At 55.3% G+C, this 17,375-nt stretch carries 12 protein-coding genes; 9 read left to right on the top strand and 3 right to left on the bottom strand.

Annotated elements, in window-relative coordinates; translation table 11 throughout:
• Window positions 1-13 precede the first annotated feature (13 nt).
• From D5125_03835 to D5125_03825, 3 genes are all read left to right on the top strand, one after another.
• Window positions 14-1,378: a hypothetical protein gene (locus tag D5125_03835; GenBank protein ID QFY88681.2), complete on the top strand. Its 1,365-nt coding sequence runs from the start codon at window positions 14-16 to the stop codon at window positions 1,376-1,378.
• A 104-nt stretch (window positions 1,379-1,482) separates the two neighbouring features.
• A complete protein-coding gene (locus D5125_03830) occupies window positions 1,483-2,655 on the top strand; it encodes a hypothetical protein (GenBank protein ID QFY88680.1) in 1,173 nt (390 codons plus the stop codon).
• A 71-nt stretch (window positions 2,656-2,726) separates the two neighbouring features.
• Entirely contained in the window at window positions 2,727-4,484 is a 1,758-nt protein-coding gene (locus D5125_03825) for a radical SAM protein (protein ID QFY88679.1), read from the top strand.
• 16 nt (window positions 4,485-4,500) lie between these two features.
• Here the strand turns inward: D5125_03825 and D5125_03820 are convergent, their stop codons facing one another.
• Window positions 4,501-6,429 (bottom strand): glycosyltransferase, encoded by a 1,929-nt coding sequence (locus D5125_03820; GenBank protein ID QFY88678.2) that lies wholly within the window; start codon window positions 6,427-6,429, stop codon window positions 4,501-4,503.
• A gap of 130 nt (window positions 6,430-6,559) precedes the next feature.
• On the opposite strand from D5125_03820, the gene D5125_03815 reads away from it, so the two are divergent.
• From D5125_03815 to glf, 6 genes are all read left to right on the top strand, one after another.
• The gene (locus D5125_03815) at window positions 6,560-7,654 is read left to right on the top strand and encodes an FkbM family methyltransferase (protein QFY88677.1); all 1,095 of its coding nucleotides are present in this window, start codon (window positions 6,560-6,562) and stop codon (window positions 7,652-7,654) included.
• A gap of 6 nt (window positions 7,655-7,660) precedes the next feature.
• Window positions 7,661-9,550, top strand: coding sequence for a glycosyltransferase (locus tag D5125_03810; protein ID QFY88676.1), 1,890 nt, complete (start codon window positions 7,661-7,663; stop codon window positions 9,548-9,550).
• 116 nt (window positions 9,551-9,666) lie between these two features.
• On the top strand, window positions 9,667-10,932 hold the full coding sequence (locus tag D5125_03805) for a nucleotide sugar dehydrogenase (GenBank protein ID QFY88675.1): 1,266 nt from the start codon (window positions 9,667-9,669) through the stop codon (window positions 10,930-10,932).
• A 110-nt stretch (window positions 10,933-11,042) separates the two neighbouring features.
• Entirely contained in the window at window positions 11,043-12,053 is a 1,011-nt protein-coding gene (locus tag D5125_03800; GenBank protein QFY88674.1) for an NAD(P)-dependent oxidoreductase, read from the top strand.
• Between the two features lie 240 nt (window positions 12,054-12,293).
• Entirely contained in the window at window positions 12,294-13,481 is a 1,188-nt protein-coding gene (locus tag D5125_03795) for an SPASM domain-containing protein (GenBank protein ID QFY88673.1), read from the top strand.
• A gap of 17 nt (window positions 13,482-13,498) precedes the next feature.
• Window positions 13,499-14,677: a UDP-galactopyranose mutase gene (gene glf, locus D5125_03790; protein QFY91046.1), complete on the top strand. Its 1,179-nt coding sequence runs from the start codon at window positions 13,499-13,501 to the stop codon at window positions 14,675-14,677.
• Window positions 14,678-14,759: 82 nt separating this feature from the next.
• On the opposite strand, the gene D5125_03785 is transcribed toward glf, so the two are convergent.
• Window positions 14,760-15,737: a glycosyltransferase gene (locus D5125_03785; GenBank protein ID QFY88672.1), complete on the bottom strand. Its 978-nt coding sequence runs from the start codon at window positions 15,735-15,737 to the stop codon at window positions 14,760-14,762.
• A complete protein-coding gene (locus D5125_03780; protein ID QFY88671.1) occupies window positions 15,734-17,329 on the bottom strand; it encodes an AAA-like domain-containing protein in 1,596 nt (531 codons plus the stop codon). Before D5125_03780 ends, D5125_03785 begins: the two co-directional genes overlap by 4 nt.
• Between the last annotated feature and the right edge of the window lie 46 nt (window positions 17,330-17,375).

Genomic DNA, 17,375 nt, shown 5'->3' with positions numbered 1-17,375 from the left:
GGAAGAGGAGCGGATGACCGCGTTCGGTTCTTGGCTGGATGGATACCGGCCTGATCGGTGTGGTCGGACGGTATTGTTGGGTAGTGGGCTTGAGATAGGCCCTCTGGTTGCACGCAATCCCGAGTTATGCCGGATATTCTCGGGCGCCTGTTATACTGATCCATTTCATGTGGTCGGATTGGCCGCACTCGCACCGGAAAACCTGGCTGCCACGGATACTTTGATCTCACTCGGCGCAGACGGGCCGAATCTTCCCGTAGACATGCTACAGGCCAGCCAGACTGGGCTGTACGGTCGCTGGGCGAGTCTGGAGACCCAGACACTCGAGCAGGAGGCGCAGGGTCATCGGGAGCGGATGATCGCCGATCTGGATGTCGCCTTAAAGGGAGTGAGACGGGGGATATTGCTGGTCGAGGCCCAGTTGCTGGAGCCTCTGGTCGGTGAGGCCCTGGATCATGTGCACGAACGCCTCGATGAAACAGAAGTTTGGTGCATCGATCAGCCGATCAGCAACGCATTGTTCGAGCGCGGCATGAGGGTAAAACACCTGGAGATGCGTTTGGCCGATAGGAAGGAGGATGTGGCCCATCGCTATCGGGAGTGCATGGCGTATTGCGCGAAAAATTCCGTTATGGCGCGAATGCTTGGGCCTGAGGATGGCTGGCCTTTGTTCAACGGCCTCTACTACGACCGGCTGGTCTTCTATGCCTTGGGCCATTTTGGTGTGGATTCTTGGGCTGCCGAGCGCGTGGCGCGGGAGTCATGGTCAGAGGTCGTGATCCACGTCGGGCCGCTCAGGTCCCAGCACCATGTCGCGTTGTTGCGCCACTTCAGGGCGCGAGGCGTGCGGCTCGTTCTGGTGCCTACTCATCTCACAGCCAACCTGTTCGGCCCGAGGCTGGTGCGCGCCCTTCGCCCCTCCGGAGTGGTCGAAGTGGCCAATCTGGCGGGACCTCTGGGTGCGGCCTACGCGCGGAGTCTTTCGGAATCGCCCGTCAAAAAGGCGACAGTGCCTGTGTCTTTGCTTGTGGTTTTTGATCTCAAGTGGCGCTGGGAAGCTCGGAAGTTAGTGGCTGAACGGGTATCCCAAGGGGAGCGGGTCTGGGTGAAATGTCGCTCGGATCGGGACAGCTATAACGGGATAACCACCGAACGAGCCTTCTGTGATCGCTATCTGAAGTTGGAATCCCGATTGAAGGGCGGTGGGTACACATTGTTGGGTGACGATCTAACCCTGGCGGAGGCTGTATTTTCTTCTGATGAGGTGTATGCAGCCAAGGGGAGCGCGGCCGCTGGACTGGCTAGTCATCTCGGCCGCAGAGGCGCTCTCTTCGATCGGGGTGGCAGCTTGAAACCAATAAGTGACCGGAGCCAGTGACCGGTCTCCCCTCATTTCGCGGAAAGCGCGCACTGGTGTTTCTGGGGTTGCCTCATCATGTCCATCGCTTGAGGCCCGTCCTAGCCGCCCTGGAAGACTGCGGCATGGAGATAATCTATCTGACAGCACGTAATGTGCCTTCCCTTGGGGAGGGAAACAGCGCCTGCTTCGAGCCGGGTTTGGATGAGATCGGAATCAATTATCGCCACCTTTACGATTACCGTACCGCTTCATCCACAGCGCAGAGTGAAGACGCCCTCGATGATCTCGAAGGTTTACTGGATGAAGCGGATGATAAGGCTATTCTCGATCTCTTCACGGGCATAGACCGGGGCTGGTTTTCCTCGGCCGTGATCGATCTGGTGGAGTGTGATCGGTTGATGGCGCAGGTCATCGAGCAAGAGACGCCCGATATTGTGCTGGGGCTGCACGAGGCCAATTTCTGGATCAAGCTCATGGCGCGCCGCGCCGCTTTGGCCGCTGTCCCAGCCCTGACGTTCCAGGAAGGCCATTATCACTGCAGCGAAACGGATCGGGCCAAGTACCGGGTGATGGCCGAGTTTTCCGATGTTGCTCTGTGGGGCGAGGCAGCACGGGAGGCGATCACGGCGGAGGCCCCGGACGCAGCCGGGTGCCTGTGGCCAATCGGCGATCTATGCGTCGAAAGGCTTTTGTCAGCTGGATCTCCGGAGTCTCTCGAGCTATGCCGATCAGCCCGTGAGCAACTGGGTTTGGATGTGGAACAGGCGCTGGTGTTGCTTCTCCTGCCCAACCCCTACGCGAGCTATGCTGAAGCCATTCCACTGCGTCTCATCGCCGACTATCTGGCCGGCCTGGAGATCGGAGGAAAGTCGGTCCGCCTTGTTGCCAAGTGGCATCCGCGCGAATCGTTCGAGGTGATCAAAGGCTTTCGCGATCTCGAGTTCTCGGGCCGCATGGTCAGTGTTGTACAGGGCGTGGCAAGGGAATGGCTGTTGGCATGCGACGTTGCTTTGGTGCTGGATTCTTCGGCAGGTTTGGATGCGCTGGTCTTGGGCAAGCCCTTGGCTGAGATCAATTTCAGCTCCGTTTGCTACGGACGTTCGTACGCAGAGGAAGGTGTGGCAGAACCAATTGCTGGCGAGGCGGATCTGCCGCGACTGGAAACCTTGCTGCGCGGAGAGGGGCGAGGGTGGACTGAACCGGCTCGAAATGATTACCTGAAGCGGATCTATTCGGCTGTGGGAGATGATGCGTGCAAGGGAATGTTGGAGTTGGTGCGACGGTTGGTCCCGTGAAGCATGGGGGGGGCCGACGCCTTATCGAAGGCATTTCGCTCGGTAAATACTGAACAGAAGCAGGGGAACCGATGAACGTTCTTTTTTCAAACCCACCTTGGTGGAAGAAGCGCGAAGCAAACAACCGGCATACGGAAATAGGCATTGACTGGTATGCCGGCGTGCGCGCCGGCTCACGCTGGCCCCATACCATTCCAACTCCATCGAGACCGGATGACTTTATCTTTGGCAGCTATCTGCCCTATCCCTTTTTCATGGGCTACGCGGCCAGTTGGGTGGAGCGGAAAACCGGCGCCGATGTGGTGTTCAGGGATTCCATTGCGCTACGTGAGTCCTACGAGAGTTACTACCGGTTCCTTTCAGAGAGCAGTTTCGATTATATTTTTGTGGAAAGCGCCTCCTCTTCCTGGGATCACGACCAGGAGATTGTCCATCGAATTCACCAACTGGCGCCTCGATCACGCCTGGTCCTGGTGGGGCCAATCACCACCAAGGGGGAGGCCCTTCTCGAAGAGGTGCCTATCGTCGCCGCGATCAAGGGCGAATACGAGAAGGGGGCCCAGAAGGTGATTGAGGGGGCCACCGGCCTGCTCGAAAACGATCTGCTCAGTCTGGAGGAGATGAACTCTGCCCCCTTTCCCTACATGGACAATACCCTGGCCCCGCGCTACTACGACGGAATTTCCCGTTCAGGGGGCTATGAGCCGCCGGAATTCCAGCTCTGGTCTAGCCGAGGCTGTCCGTATAAGTGTATTTTTTGTGTCTGGCCCGCAGTGATGACAGGGAATGATCCCGATGGAGCGGGTCGACGTTCGGTGCGCCATTACAGCGCCGATTACATGGAGGCCTACATTCGGGAATATGTGGATCGCTTTGGCTTCAAGACGCTCTATTTCGATGACGATACCTTCAATTTGGGCGATCGTCATGTGCTGGGTATCTGTGAGGTCATGGAGCGAATCGGCCTGCCCTGGGCCGCCATGTGCCGGGCCGACACCATCAAGCAAGATACCTGGGTGGCCATGAAGGAGAGCGGCTGCTATAAGGTCAAGATCGGTTACGAGAGTGGCAATCAGTGGGTGCTGGATCATATTGTCAACAAGCGTCTTGATCTTGAAAAGGCGCGGGAAACAACGGATTTCCTTAGTAGCATAGGTCTCAAGGTACATGGCACCTTCACCTACGGGTTGCCTGGCGAAACCTCGGAGCAGATGCTCGATACCAAACGCTTCATTGCCTCGCTCCCTCTGGATTCGCTGCAGGAATCGGGTACCGCTACCCTGGAGGGCACGCCCCTGGCCACCCTGGCCCAGCAGAGCCACTTGGAACGCTACGATGGTGCCACCTCGGACCCCAGTTATGATTGGGGTGGTGATGGTGCCGAAAAGATTCGCAATATGGGGATGCCGGATGTGGAGGCGGCGGTGCACCGCAGCGTGAATTTTGGCCGCCTGGCCAAGGTGGATAGTCGGCTTCATCAAGCCTGGCAACGGATCTTAGACTCGATCCGGGAACGGGCGGGGCGGGGGGCTCCGGTCATGATCTGGGGGCTGGGTACGGACTTCGCTTTGATGCTGGAGACCTTCCCCGATCTTCACCCGTTGTTGGCCGAGCCGGGGGTTGAGTTACTGGACTACGCGTGGGCCGGACGCGAGGTGTTGGGGAAGACGGTGCGCAAGCCTCAGGATATCCTGAGGCCAGGTGCTTTCGTGGTTCTTACCCCGAGAAATGCCTGCACTCGGGAGTCCATGTGGAATCTGGCCCGGGAGTGCGATGTGGCAGCCGACGGGATCCTGGATTGCTACAAGAGGGAGACGGCGGCGGCTTAGGAGGAGCCCTGCCGAATCAACTGAATCCGCAAAACCAGTTGCGATGGTTCAGATCGTATAGCGGCAGCAGCAGATATCGGGCCCGCTGATCGCGCATGGACTCGAAGATGGTGGGCCCCGATATGGTGGCGGCGATGAACACCAGGTCGGGCTGCAGTTCGTCCAATCTCTCGGGTGAATGAATGATGTGTCCCCCCTTGGATTGTCCCGCCAGGGATCGATCCAGGTAACCAAGAAATCCGCTGGGGTGGTCGTCTATCCAGCAGGGCAGGATAATGGACATCTCTCCCGCCGCCCCCCAGACGACATATTTGAGCTCCAGTTGTTCGATGGCGCAGAAAGCATCGGCAAGCCGCTGGTTCAGGCAAGTTTTGAACGCAGGGCCCCGCTGAGGAATGTCCAGATCACAGATGAGCCGCTGGCTCTCGTAGATGTCATTTCGGTCAAGACTGTCCAATGGGTCTGGCGCTGCCGATTTGAACAGATGCGCGGCAAACAGCAGGTTGATCTGGAAATAGTTCCGCCCCGAGATGACCATTTCCTCAAAATAAGCCCCGATCGAAGGGGGCAAACCAAGCGAGCGTGCCTGATTTAGTGTGCTTCCGTTGAAATTTCCTCGGTCGACCTGGACCGGGTTCTTACCCAGTGGCGGCAGTCTCAGCAAGCTGTCACAGTGGGTGATCGGTGCCTTGCAGCGGGCGAGCATGGGCAGGACAGAACCATAGTCGGTGGTGCGAATCAGCGGTAGTATCGTACCCGAGATGAGGTGGACGTAGCCGCCGTTTGGAAGCTGTTCGGCGATATCGGGCCTGAATAGATCATCCATCCGCTCGATCTGGAGGCAATCTCGGGCATGGGGATTGCCGGGCGCGCAGGCTCCCACGATCACCCGTATGACCTGGGGGGTGGTTTGGAGGGGGCTGGCGCTGGGCGGGAAGAGTCTGGCGCATTCCTCGAATAGATCATCGAGCCGATGTCCCATGGTGTGTTCCCGCAGGGCCCGGAGATACCCCGCCTCGGCGATGGCCTCCCGAGTCTCGTCCGCTTGCAGGTAGTGCAGGATCGTGTCTTTGAGAGACTCCAGATCCCGGTAGAAAAGGACTTCCTCGTTGGGGCGAAACAGCTCGGCCAGTTCGGGATTGTGATTGGTGATCTGGCAGGCCCGGCAGCCCGCCACCTCGAAATGCCTGAGCTTGATTTGGTAGTTGTGGACGCCGCTATCGAATGACCAGCCGGGGTTGAAGACCAGTTTGCTGCGACCATAGACCGACAGCATTTCGTCGTGGTTCAGGGCGCCTCCGTCGACTTCTTTGAGGATGGGGTGCTGATCCCAGTCCATGCCGAACACGGCGAAGCGGATACCTGCCCGATCGGCAAACTCCTTGAGTTCCACCAGGATCTGCTGGCGTTCAATCCCGTCCTCATTGGTGGGGGCGTTTTTGCCGCCGACCTTGTGCTTGCCGATGAAGACGAGATCGTAGTCGTATCCCGATGTCGGGACCGGATAGAAATTGTCGGGATTGAACCCCCAGGGTAGATACAGGGAGTGGGAAGAAGACGCACGGGCTCGCCGCGCGTGCGCCCGGGCCGAGCAGCTAGCGATGATATCGAAGCGTGCGTCGTGGCGGCTATTGAGCTCGAACTGCTTTTCCGGTTCGTCATCGGCATGGAACGTCAGTATCGGGACCCGGATTGCGCGAACGGCGTCGAAAAAAGACTCTGGGAACAGGGTCTGAATGCCGTCCGAATAGAAGAAGAAGAGATCAAAGTCGCCCTGGCGCAACAGCGAAAGGACATAGCCTTCGGCGCTCTCGCCATGCTGAAATCCTTGGGAAAGCAGGGGGATAATGTCCACTACCTGCGTGTTGCGGCGCTTGCGAAGAGGTGCTCCCCAACTTTGCTCAACGTAGGCGGAGCTGAAGTTACCGATGACAAGGATCTTCATGAGAGAATCCGGTGCTGACTGAATGGGCGTCGAGTCTAATGGATTCGGTAGCCTGTGAACAACTGAACGGGTTCTAGGCATTCTGGGTGCATCCGCCATCGCACCCCTTGTTCTTCTGAGGATCAACCCATTGAGTTTGCATGCCCTTTCCAATCATTATCTGTGGCTCCCCGATGGCCCTGTCACTTTTCGCAGGGCCGTTTTGTTTGGGGCCGGGCTCCTGGGCAGCAAGGTCAAAGCCCTCCTGGAGTATTACGGTGTCGAAGTACTGGCCTTCGTGGATAACAACGAACAATTGTGGGGAACGCAAAAGGACGGGGTGCCTGTCTTGTCGCCCCATGATTTGTCTGGCTACGGGGACTGCCGAATCATTGTGTCCAGCATGTACTTCGACTCAATTTTCATGCAATTGAGGCGCATGGGATTCGATACCACCATTGGTCGGGTCTGTGTTCGGTCCAATCTGGCAGGCGCAGCTGAGTTTCGTCCCTGGGTGTACGAGAAGGTACGAGATGAGATTGATTCCATTTTGGTGGGGCTTGCCGACGACGAATCGCGGAGGGTCTTTTCATCCCTGATTCACTCAATCGGCAAGGGCGATTACGGATTTCTGTCTCTTTCGACTTATCCGCAGTACGCCCATCCGCAGGTGCGGGCCAAGGAAGGGGATCGGGTCATAGATGTCGGGGCAATGAATGGAGACACCTCGCTGATGTTCGCCGATTTTGTGGGGGACGAGGGCAAAGTGTATGCCTTCGAGCCCAGCGAGGAAAATTATCCTTGGATGATCGAAAAGCTGCAGGCGTCGGGTATCGGGCAGCGTGTCGCTCCCGTCAAGATGGGGCTTTGGGATAAGCGGGCCGAGCTTCGTTTCAGTACCGAGCACAGTGAGCCCGGTTGCCATCAGATAACCGAGCACGGGGAGTCCCTTATCCATGTGGTTTCACTCGATTCCTTCGTAGAGAAGGAGGGCTTGGACCGGGTGTCCCTGATCAAGTCCGATGTGGAAGGCGCTGAGCCCCAGGTTTTGGCTGGCGCGGCGGGGACTATCCGCGAATTCAGGCCAAAACTGCAGATATCCATTTATCATCAGGTGGAACACCTGTGGGAGATCAAGCAACAGATCGACGCCATCCAGCCGGGCTACTGCTATTTCGTCGGTCAGCATAGCCTGAAGGGCACGGAAACGGTCCTGTATGCCGTGTTTTCTGACCTGGATGAGTGAGCGCCGATGAAGATCCTCGTGGTGGGCGCACTGGCCATTGAGTACGTGCGCTGGCATTGGGTAGAGCCCATCAGGAGCCGCTATGAGGCCCTGTTTGTTGACGTTTCGCCGCTGCTAAATTCCGAGGGGGAGGCTTTCGCCGAGGCGTACCTGTTACGCATTCTCGGGGAGCATCGGCCGCAGCAGATGTTTTTCTATTCCGATGCCATTCAGCCCTTTTTCTCGGACGGGTTTTTCGAGCAGGTCCGCGCGCAAGGGGTAGAGGTCTTGACCTTTCATGCCGATGACGATCCAGAGGTTTGGTTTCGGCAAAATCAGGTGCACGATCATCGCTACGACGGGATCTTTTCCCCCTCTCGCCGTGGGGTGGAGCGACGCTTGGCTTCGGGTGTCGAGCATGTCTCATACCTGCCCTGGGGCTATAACACCCAACGGTTTCCCCTCCTAGAGCCCAGTGAGGAGGTCTACGATGTCGTTTTTGTTGGAACTAATCTGGAGCATGAGGCGGCCCCGGGCCATTATTATCGTGATGGAGACAGCAGGCAGAGATTGTTGGTGGGGCTCTATCACCTCTGCCAGGAGCGAAACGTTCGGCTGAGCCTGTTTGGCTACGGCTGGGATCGACATCCTGTTCTCAAGGAGTGCTATGAAGGCTTTCCCTCCCATGCCGAACTGCAGGAGATCTATCGTCGTACTCGCATACTCTTCAACCCGGGATTCAGCGCGGATGATGTGTTCGACTGGCAGACCAAGTTGCGACATTTTGAAGTGGCAGGTTCAGGCCTGTTTCAGATCGTCAACGCAAACCCGGAACTGGCCGACCTGTTCGAGGAGAATGAGGAGATTGTTTTTTATCGGGATCTTGAGGACCTGGGAGAGAAGATTTCTCGTTATCTTCCTGACCGGAAGGAGCGCCATCGTGTGGGTCGGAATGCGGCGCGCAAGGCCAGGGAACAGCATGCCATCGAGCGCCGACTCGAGCACATTTTCCGCAAGACTGGAACCCGGCGACCGGGGAATGCGCCGTCGGTAGAGTCGTTTTATTGTGCCGACAGGTCGGAGCTGCAGTCGCTGTATGACGCGCTGTTGGCCGGGACAATCGCCTTCGAGTCCAATATTTGCCAGATCATCGCCGGGCCCCTGGCGGTGCTTGGACAGGAATGGAGTATCATGCCGCCAGGCTGGGAAAGGCGATCGGTTGACCTGTGGGGAGTTCGCAGCTACGTGCAACTCGATCGCCTGCACGGCAACGTACTTCAGCGAAAGAAGCAGGATATAAAGGGGGTCCTACTCTCTGAGCGGATGGACCCGCAACATCTCGGCGGACCTTTTTTTGACGCCTTGGTCGAGGAGTTGCCCTGGATACGCAGTGATGGCCATCTCTACCCACTGTGCAACCTGCTGATCCGAGTCGAATGCCTGAGGGAGGTGCTGGCCGCTTGTCTTGGGCATTACGATCAGGCGTTTCGAATTCAGTTTACCGGGCGCGTGGTGAACGATTTTGAACTCAAGTCGTCTCGTGCCTTGCCGCTGCCCGGCGACGACTATCTGACGCGCTTGGGTGAATTGCTGCGGCAGTGCCTGTATAGTGGCCACCGCCTATTGATCTACGGGGCACGCGGGGAAATGGCTGACCAGGTACTGAAGATGCTCGCGCATTATCCGGGCTTGAACCTTGTGGGGCTGATGGATCAGGGCATTGCCGGGAGACGGGTGGCAAACTGGATCGTTGCGGCCCCGCACGAATTGGAAACCTTGCGCCCGGATTTGATCTTGATCGCGGCAGAGTCATCGGGTCTCAAGATACATGAGTTTCTTCAGTCGAGGGGCGTCGGGGCCACGATTTTGCCGCTGTACGATATGAAAGCGCCCATGTGGCAGGTTGTACTTCCCTGATCGGATGATTCCCGGTCGATCGTGTGGTGACAACATGCCCTGAAGCGCTGCGTTGCTCCGTGAGCACCCCGTTGGCCTGGATGCGTGTTGTTCCCTGAGATTTTCGGATTGGATCAATGAGTTCATCAATATTTGATTTTGACGTCGCGGTTGTTGGTATTGGCCGGGTAGGCCTACCGCTGGCCTTGCTGTTTGCCTCAAAGGGGTTGCGTGTCCTCGGGGTGGATCGCGACAGAACCATTCTCGATCCCGTTAACTCGGGACGGATGCCCTTCAAGGAAGAGGGGTTCCAAGAATTGCTGGATCGGGGGTGCGCCATTGAAACCAGTGATCGGATTGCTGACTGTGCCCGGGCGGAAAAGATCATCATTACCGTGGGCACCCCTTTTTCCGAACATATCGAGATGAACCTGGGTCACGTCAATGAAGTGTTGAAGGCGATGATTCCGGTGCTGGTGCCGGGCCAGTCCATTATCCTGCGCAGTACAGTTGCGGTGGGTACGACGGAATTCGTCCGTCATCGCATCGAGGTCGAGCGTGGCTGGCAGTTGGGGCGCGAGTTCCTGCTGACCTTCGCGCCAGAACGCATTCTCGAAGGTAAGGCCCTGGAGGAGTTGAGCCGGCTGCCGCAGCCCATTGGGGCCGAGGACGATGAGAGCTTTCAATCGGCTCGGGTCCTGTTCACTCGCCTGACGGCCAAGACCTTTCATGTCAGTTTTCGTGGTGCCGAACTGGTAAAGCTGTTCTGCAACACCGGCCGCTACGTCTATTTCGCGCTGGTGAACTACTTTTTCATGGTGGCCAATGAATTCGGCGAAGACATCTATCGCCTGTTGGAAGTCACCAACGAGGATTATCCCCGCCCCATCCTGTTTACCCCGGGGTTCACCGGTGGACCCTGCCTGCGCAAAGATTTTGCCATGATCAGCGAGTTGTTCCCCCAGTCAGATCTGTTTACGTCGGCATGGCGTATCAATGAATCCTTGCCCAAGGCCATTGTGGATCAGATTGGTGAACGGGTGCGCATAACCAACAAGCGGGTTGCAGTCTTGGGCTTCACCTTCAAGCGGGACAGCGATGATATTCGGGATAGTCTGATACAAAAATTATTGCGTTATCTGCTGCGAGAGGTGCCGCGACAGATTAGGGTCAGTGAACCTAATCTGCCTGCTAGCACCATGCTGGATTGTGGCTTTGAGCGCTTTGCCAACTTGGATCCGAAGGCAGCCGTTGTAGGCGCTGATGTGGTTATTCTGGCCATGAACCACAGCACCTTCATCGACCAGTGGCCTGAGTTGATGCAAGGCCTGCGCCATGGAGTCCTAGTTGTTGATGTCTGGAATGCCTGCGGCAAGGGCGAGATGTTTTACTACAGCACTTAACGTCTGTTTACGGCTCCTCGACGCAATGGAAGAGTATCGAGCAATCACGTTGAATTTCTGACAAAACGTCAAAGAGCCCAATTAGCTTCATAACAAATCAGGAAGACACTATGTCCAAAAATATTCTGTTGTTGGGTGGGGCCGGTTTTGTCGGTTCGTACACAGTTCGCGAGATGCTCAAGCAGGGTTATCAACTCACTATTGTCGATAATTTCAGCAAATACGGTCATCTTGAACATGATTTTTTCAGTGATCCCCAGGTCAATCTGGTCATCAAGGATGTCCGAAATCTCTATCCTGTGGACTTCAATGGCTACGACGTGGTCGTCTGTCTGGCTGCGCTTATCGGTGGGATTCGCTATTTTCACCGCATTCCTTATCAAATCGCTCGTGATAACAACGAAATACTGGCCCATGCCATTGACTGTACCCTTGCAGCTTGTCCGGACGCGCTCTTTGTTTATTATTCGTCTTCCATGGTTTATGAGCGCGTACAGCGCCCGGTGACCGAGGAAGATGCATATCAACAGCTCGTCCCTTTTACCAATTACGGTATGCAAAAGCTCTACGGCGAATATCTGGTCCGGGGGGCAGCCCAGGAATATGGCTTACGCTATTTGATTATTCGCCCCTTCAATGCCGTGGGTAGTGGTGAACTACCCATGCTGGATCGGCAAGGGCAAGTGGCCTTTGGTATGGCCCATGTGATCCCTGATTTCATCTATAAGGCCCTCATTCAGCAATCACCGTTTCAGATTCTGGGTGATGGCGAGCAAGTCCGCACCATGACCCATGCCAGAGATATTGCGGAGGCCACTGTGCTGGCGCTGCAGAATGATATTGTCAACGAGGACTTTAATTTTTGTGGTGCCACACCGTACAAGATGGGTGATCTGGCCAAGGTAATCTGGCAAAGGATCAATCCTGATATGGCTATGCCAGAGTTTGAACACTTGGAAGCACCTGCTGCTGATGTGCGCTTCCGCGTGGGTTATTCTGAGAAGGCCAAGAAGCTGCTTTGCTGGCAGCCGCGTTTTGATATGGACTATATTCTTGAAGATACCATCGGCTATATCCGCGAGCATTTAGATAGCTTACCTAATAATCATGGGGCAAGTTGAGCCACCCTTGGTAATGAAAGTTTCCTCGCATCTGATTGTTCCCTCCCCCCAACCCCCTCCCGAAGGGAGGGGGAGCAAACGAACGCTTCGCGAGTTTCACAGTAACGATCAAGGGGCGAGCAGAGTCCCCCCCAGACAATGAAAGTCTGCTCGCCCCAGATTGTTCCCTCCCCCCAACCCCCTCCCGGGGGGAGGGGGAGTAATAGAGCACTTCGCGTGTTCCACGATAGGGCCTAATTCTTGAGTTACGTTGTTTATGGCTCCCTTGGCTTTGCTGCCCATGTGCTGCAGGCACTGCCGAGGGATCAGGTTTTGGCGGTTGTGGATCATGATCATCAGCGTATAGGTAGCTGCTTAGCGGGCATAACGGTTGCTCCCCTAGAACAACTGTATGACTTTGCGCAGGCGGAGATTGTTTTAGCCACTTTGGATATGGCCGTGGCTATAGATCAGCTGGTTGCTTTAGGCATTGACCTGGGTCGCATAGTTACACAACCCCTGTGGCAACCCTTTAGTCTGCAACTGGAACCTACCGCACGCTGTAATCTTTCCTGTAGTTATTGCTCAAGGGAGACCTTGCCTGAGTCGAGGAAGTCCATGGATTTGGACTTTGCTCGGTTTGCCCACTGGATAGAACCACTGCATCATCTTAAAAGGATTCACCTGCAAGGCCTGGGTGAGCCTTTGCTCAATCGTGATTTGCCCCTGATGATTGAGCATTGCCGCAAGCGTGCTATTGATGTCTCACTAACCAGTAATGGCATGGTCAGTTTCACCAGGCTGGGCCACAAGGCGATTTATTCCCTGTATAAGCTTGTGCTGTCTATTGATCAAGCCAATGAACAGGGGGCCTTTTTGAGCCGCATCGGTGGTTCTCTGGGAAAGCTTGAAGATAATTTAGGCTGGTATTTGGCTAATCGTCCGGCCGATTGCCGTACGCGACTGGCTTTTAATTATGTTCTCTGTGCTGGTGATGAGTCGGGCATTGATGTGGTGGTTGATATTGCCAAGCGCTATCGCCCGCAAGAGCTGCATTTTCAGTTGGCGGAGAACTGGTTTATCCCTACCCAGCCTGAATTTTCAGGGGGGCATGCCCTTGCATCTTCTGTTGCCGCATGGGAACAGGTCTATAGGGATCAAATTACCTATTATTCGGCTGAGCTGTTTAGCTTAGGCATAAGCATTAGTTTTACTGGCGCCTCACCCCGGTTAGGTCGTTGTCACTGGCCTAGCGCGGGTCTTTTTGTCTCTGTTGATGGTTTTGTTACACCCTGTTGTATTCGCATGGATCCCTGTTGTTTTAATCTGGGCCAGATTGGGGTGGATGGTGATCTAGCGCAAATTTGGTTTAGTCAAGGCTATAGTAAGTTTCGTCAAGGATTTATGAGTGTTAATGGAAACGGGGTCTGTGATTATTGCCCGGCCTGAGCCACGGATTTGAAGCTATGTTTAGCTATGATGCGATTGTACTAGGCGCCGGTCTGTCCGGTGCTGTCATGGCTCAGCGCCTGGCTAGCCTGGCTGGTTGGAGGGTCTTGATTCTGGAGCAGCGGGATCATCTGGCTGGGAATTGTCATGATGAGTCCAATAGCGATGGGATCTTGATTCACCGCTATGGCCCGCACATTTTTCATACCGATAAGGCCGAAGTTTGGGATTACTTATCGGGTTTTACCGATTGGATTCCTTACGAACATAGAGTGCATGGGCGCATTGATGGCAAGCTGGTGCCTTTGCCATTCAACCTGAACTCTATAGATGCGCTATTTCCCCCCGATCAGGCGCAGCAGTATAGCCAGTTGCTGTTACAAGAGTACGGAGCCGAGGCTAGGGTTCCGATTCTGCTATTGCGGCAAAACGCAGATGCCTTGCTTCGGCAGTTGGCTGACTATGTTTATGACAAGGTCTTTCGCGGCTATTCCTTGAAGCAGTGGGGTATTGACCCTGATCAATTAGATCCAGAAGTAACGGGGCGGGTGCCTGTTCTGGTATCGCGGGATAATCGTTATTTTCAGGACCCCTATCAGGCTATCCCTGCAGAGGGTTACACTAGAATGGTGGAACGGATAGTCGATCATCCACTCATTGAGGTGCGCTTGGGCACACCCATGCGAAGGCATCTGCAGCTAAATCCGCACGGCACTGGCTTTTTGTTTGATGGCATGCCTTTTACCGGCCAGGTGATATACACGGGGATGATTGATGCCCTGTTTGGCTTTGAGTTTGGTGCTTTGCCCTATAGATCGTTGCGTTTTGAGCTAGAGCAGGTGAGCGGACCTTGGCAACCGGTGGCTACGGTCAATTACCCCAATGAGCATGACTTTACCCGTATCACCGAGTTTGGCCATTTTGTCGGCAAGGCCAATGGCCCTGACGTGATCATGCGCGAGTTTCCCATGGCTTATGACGTTGATTCTAATGATTCATCAATGCCTTATTATCCGTTGTTTACTCAGGCAAACCAGGCGCTGTTTGAGCGATATAAGCAACATGCAGCAGGCATTGCTAATCTGACGCTTTTGGGTAGGTTGGCTGAATACAAGTATTATGACATGGATGATGCAGTGTATAAGGCGATGCAGATGGCTGCTGAGGTTTCTGAATGGAGCCCTACACAGGCATAAGTGCAGTCGGCGGGCACGGCCTGCCCTATGCGGCTTGCCAATTTTTTAACCACGGCTTCGATATATGGCTTATCAGGTAAATCTATGCTGAGAAATATTTCTTGAGCAGCTCTTCAGGGTGATTTTTCAGCCGGTATATGTCTTGATGCCTGGCGTGAAGAAACCAAGCTCCATCCGTGGATTGCTCAATATGCTCCCTAAACAAATCAAAGTCTTCTGCTTTTAGAAAAAATAACGCCGTTGCATACTGATAGTGGCGTTTGCCGGCAGCCACTATTTCTTGATCCAGGCCATGCTGTTCGGCTAGTTCGCATACCCTCATTTGGTCTGCATGTACCTGCAGACGTCTTTCTCTGGAGCGCCTATTCTGTCCGCCAAAGCTATTGGCGTGAATGCGGTAGCGCCCCAGTATCTGGTCAATTTTCTCGACCGTTCCCCCAGCATAAAGTAAATTTAACGCAAGCCAGGGCATGTCCAGGGCAATTTTGCATTGGTCATCTACAGATTCGGTCAATCTTGGATGACGGCGAATCATCACGCTGCTTACTTGCATAAAACAACCGTAGCGTATGAGGTGTTCTATTGTTGCTTGTGCCGGAATAAATTCGGCATTGTAATAGTCTCTGCTGTATAGACTGAGGCGCTGGCCGGTTTCGCTATCAAAGACTTCCATTTCGGTATAGACCATGTTGCATTGCGGATTTGCATCCAGATAATTCGCCTGTGCCTCAAATTTGCCCGGTAGCGCGAGATCGTCACCGTCCAGATAGGCAATATATTCGCCGCTACTGGCTGCCAGTAGGCGGCGCATGGTCTTAGCCAGGCCTTGGTTAGGTTGGTTATGTAGTACTTTCAGATTTGCGTATTGCTGTGCCAGGCTATCGATTATCTGGCCAGTATGGTCATTTGATCCGTCATTACAGACTACGACTTCAGAACTATATTGGGTTTTCTGGCTGAGCAAACTTTCCAGGCATGGGCCAATAAATTCCTCAAGATTGTAGGCTGGTACTATGGCGCTGACTTTTACTGGAGCGGTTAAATTTGTGGTCATCTTCATGCTCCCCAGACTCCTATTTGCCAGCCCTGATGCTCAGCCTGGCGCTGCCAGATTTTTTTACTCCAGGGAGTCTTGGGGTTGCGATTGAAGATGACCAGATGCGCCTCATCGGCACCGACTTGCTGGCTGTAGTCCACCGTCTGCTCCACGCCTTGGGCGATGACGCTTTTGAGTGTGCCGCGCAGCAGTTTGAGTTCGATGACGATTCTTTGCAGCGGGCCATACATCCCTTGTTGAGGGTCTAGCGGCCATTCGATGAACAAGTCGGTGCGCTTGCGCCCTAGGCCGTATTCCCTGGTTAACCGGCCGCCGCCGTTGATGATGCGTTGCAGAAAGGCCTGCATCAGCAGCTGGGGTGCGGCCTCCCGGTAATCAAAGCCCTCGCTCCAACTGTCGGAGTGTTCGCGGAAGAATTGTTGGAAGGCGGTGAGGAGTTTGGCCATGTTCAGGCTGTTGTTGGCATTCAAGTACCAGCTTTGCTGCTGCACCATGGTGTCCTGCAGCACGCTGGTCAGTTCTCTGGGCAGGACCTCTTGATAGATACGGTTGCTGATGCGTATCTGCGGCTTGCGTTCGATTAGGCCCAAGTCGGTGACGTATTGCAGGTCATCCTCGGGCATCTGCAGGCCGGTTTCTTCGCCCACCAGCAGTGCCTGAACTACCGTGCGCACCCGTTTTTCCTTGAGTTTGTCGCTGAGCTGGTCCAGATGGGTGGCGCGGGATTGGATCAGCCGCTCGCGCGCTGCCTTGTAATCGATCAGGCTGATGGTCTGGCTGCGATCACGGGCCGCCTTGTTCTCCCAGGTCACCTCGTAGCCCAGGGCATTAACCAGCCAAGGCTGACCACGGCTGTCTTGCCACAGCTCGGGGAATATCGCGGGGTCAAATACTTGGCCGGTTTCCTCCGTGTGCTGCAGCCAAAGGCTCTGGGTCTCTTCCTCGGTGAAGTTGCCCATGCGCAGGGATTTGGCCTTGATGTTAAAGGCGCTGCCGCCGGTGATGACCTGGGCACCTTCTTGCTCCATGCGGTAGTCGCGTACATCGCGCACACCGCAGAGGACGATGGACTGGGGGAAGTACTCAGGGCGCTGGGCGTAGCCGGCGCGAATCTGGCGCAGCAGGGAGATCAGGGTATCGCCGACCAGGGTATCGACCTCGTCTAGTAGCAGGACTGTGGGTTTGTCCGATAATTTGGCCCACTGTTGCAGTACCTGAGTGAGGAGATGCTGTGGGGCTAGGCCCTGTTTTTTTTCTTCGTACCAACTGAGCAGGGCCGGTTGCTGGAGATAGACATCGATGGCATTGACCAGGGCATCACAGGCCGCCGGTATGCCCTGGGTCTCGTCCCCCCGCGCGGCTTGGGCACCTTCGATGTTGGCATAAGCACAGGCGTAGTCGCCGGACGCATTGAGCGCTTGCATCATCGCCAGTAGGGTGCTGGTCTTGCCGGTCTGGCGCGGGGCATGCAGCACGAAGTAGCGCTGCTCGCGAATGAATTGCTCGATCTCATCCCAGTCTAGCCGCTGTAACAGCGGCAGGTGGTAGTGCATTTCCGGCTTGATCGGGCCGGCGTTATTAAAAAATCGTTGCATTTTTTGCTTACCTTGATGGTTGCATTTTGACGCTGGGCGGTCCCGG

This window comes from gamma proteobacterium SS-5, assembly GCA_009497875.2.
Lineage (GTDB): Bacteria > Pseudomonadota > Gammaproteobacteria > Chromatiales > Chromatiaceae > Magnetovirga > Magnetovirga frankeli.
This window is presented reverse-complemented; position numbering and strand designations above follow the sequence as displayed.

Coding starts and splice junctions, on each gene's coding strand:
- D5125_03835 (QFY88681.2), top strand. CDS start 14: ATGACCGCGTTCGGTTCTTGGCTGGATGGATACCGGCCTGATCGGTGT.
- D5125_03830 (QFY88680.1), top strand. CDS start 1,483: ATGGAGATAATCTATCTGACAGCACGTAATGTGCCTTCCCTTGGGGAG.
- D5125_03825 (QFY88679.1), top strand. CDS start 2,727: ATGAACGTTCTTTTTTCAAACCCACCTTGGTGGAAGAAGCGCGAAGCA.
- D5125_03820 (QFY88678.2), bottom strand. CDS start 6,429: ATGAAGATCCTTGTCATCGGTAACTTCAGCTCCGCCTACGTTGAGCAA.
- D5125_03810 (QFY88676.1), top strand. CDS start 7,661: ATGAAGATCCTCGTGGTGGGCGCACTGGCCATTGAGTACGTGCGCTGG.
- D5125_03805 (QFY88675.1), top strand. CDS start 9,667: ATGAGTTCATCAATATTTGATTTTGACGTCGCGGTTGTTGGTATTGGC.
- D5125_03800 (QFY88674.1), top strand. CDS start 11,043: ATGTCCAAAAATATTCTGTTGTTGGGTGGGGCCGGTTTTGTCGGTTCG.
- glf (QFY91046.1), top strand. CDS start 13,499: ATGTTTAGCTATGATGCGATTGTACTAGGCGCCGGTCTGTCCGGTGCT.
- D5125_03785 (QFY88672.1), bottom strand. CDS start 15,737: ATGAAGATGACCACAAATTTAACCGCTCCAGTAAAAGTCAGCGCCATA.
- D5125_03780 (QFY88671.1), bottom strand. CDS start 17,329: ATGCAACGATTTTTTAATAACGCCGGCCCGATCAAGCCGGAAATGCAC.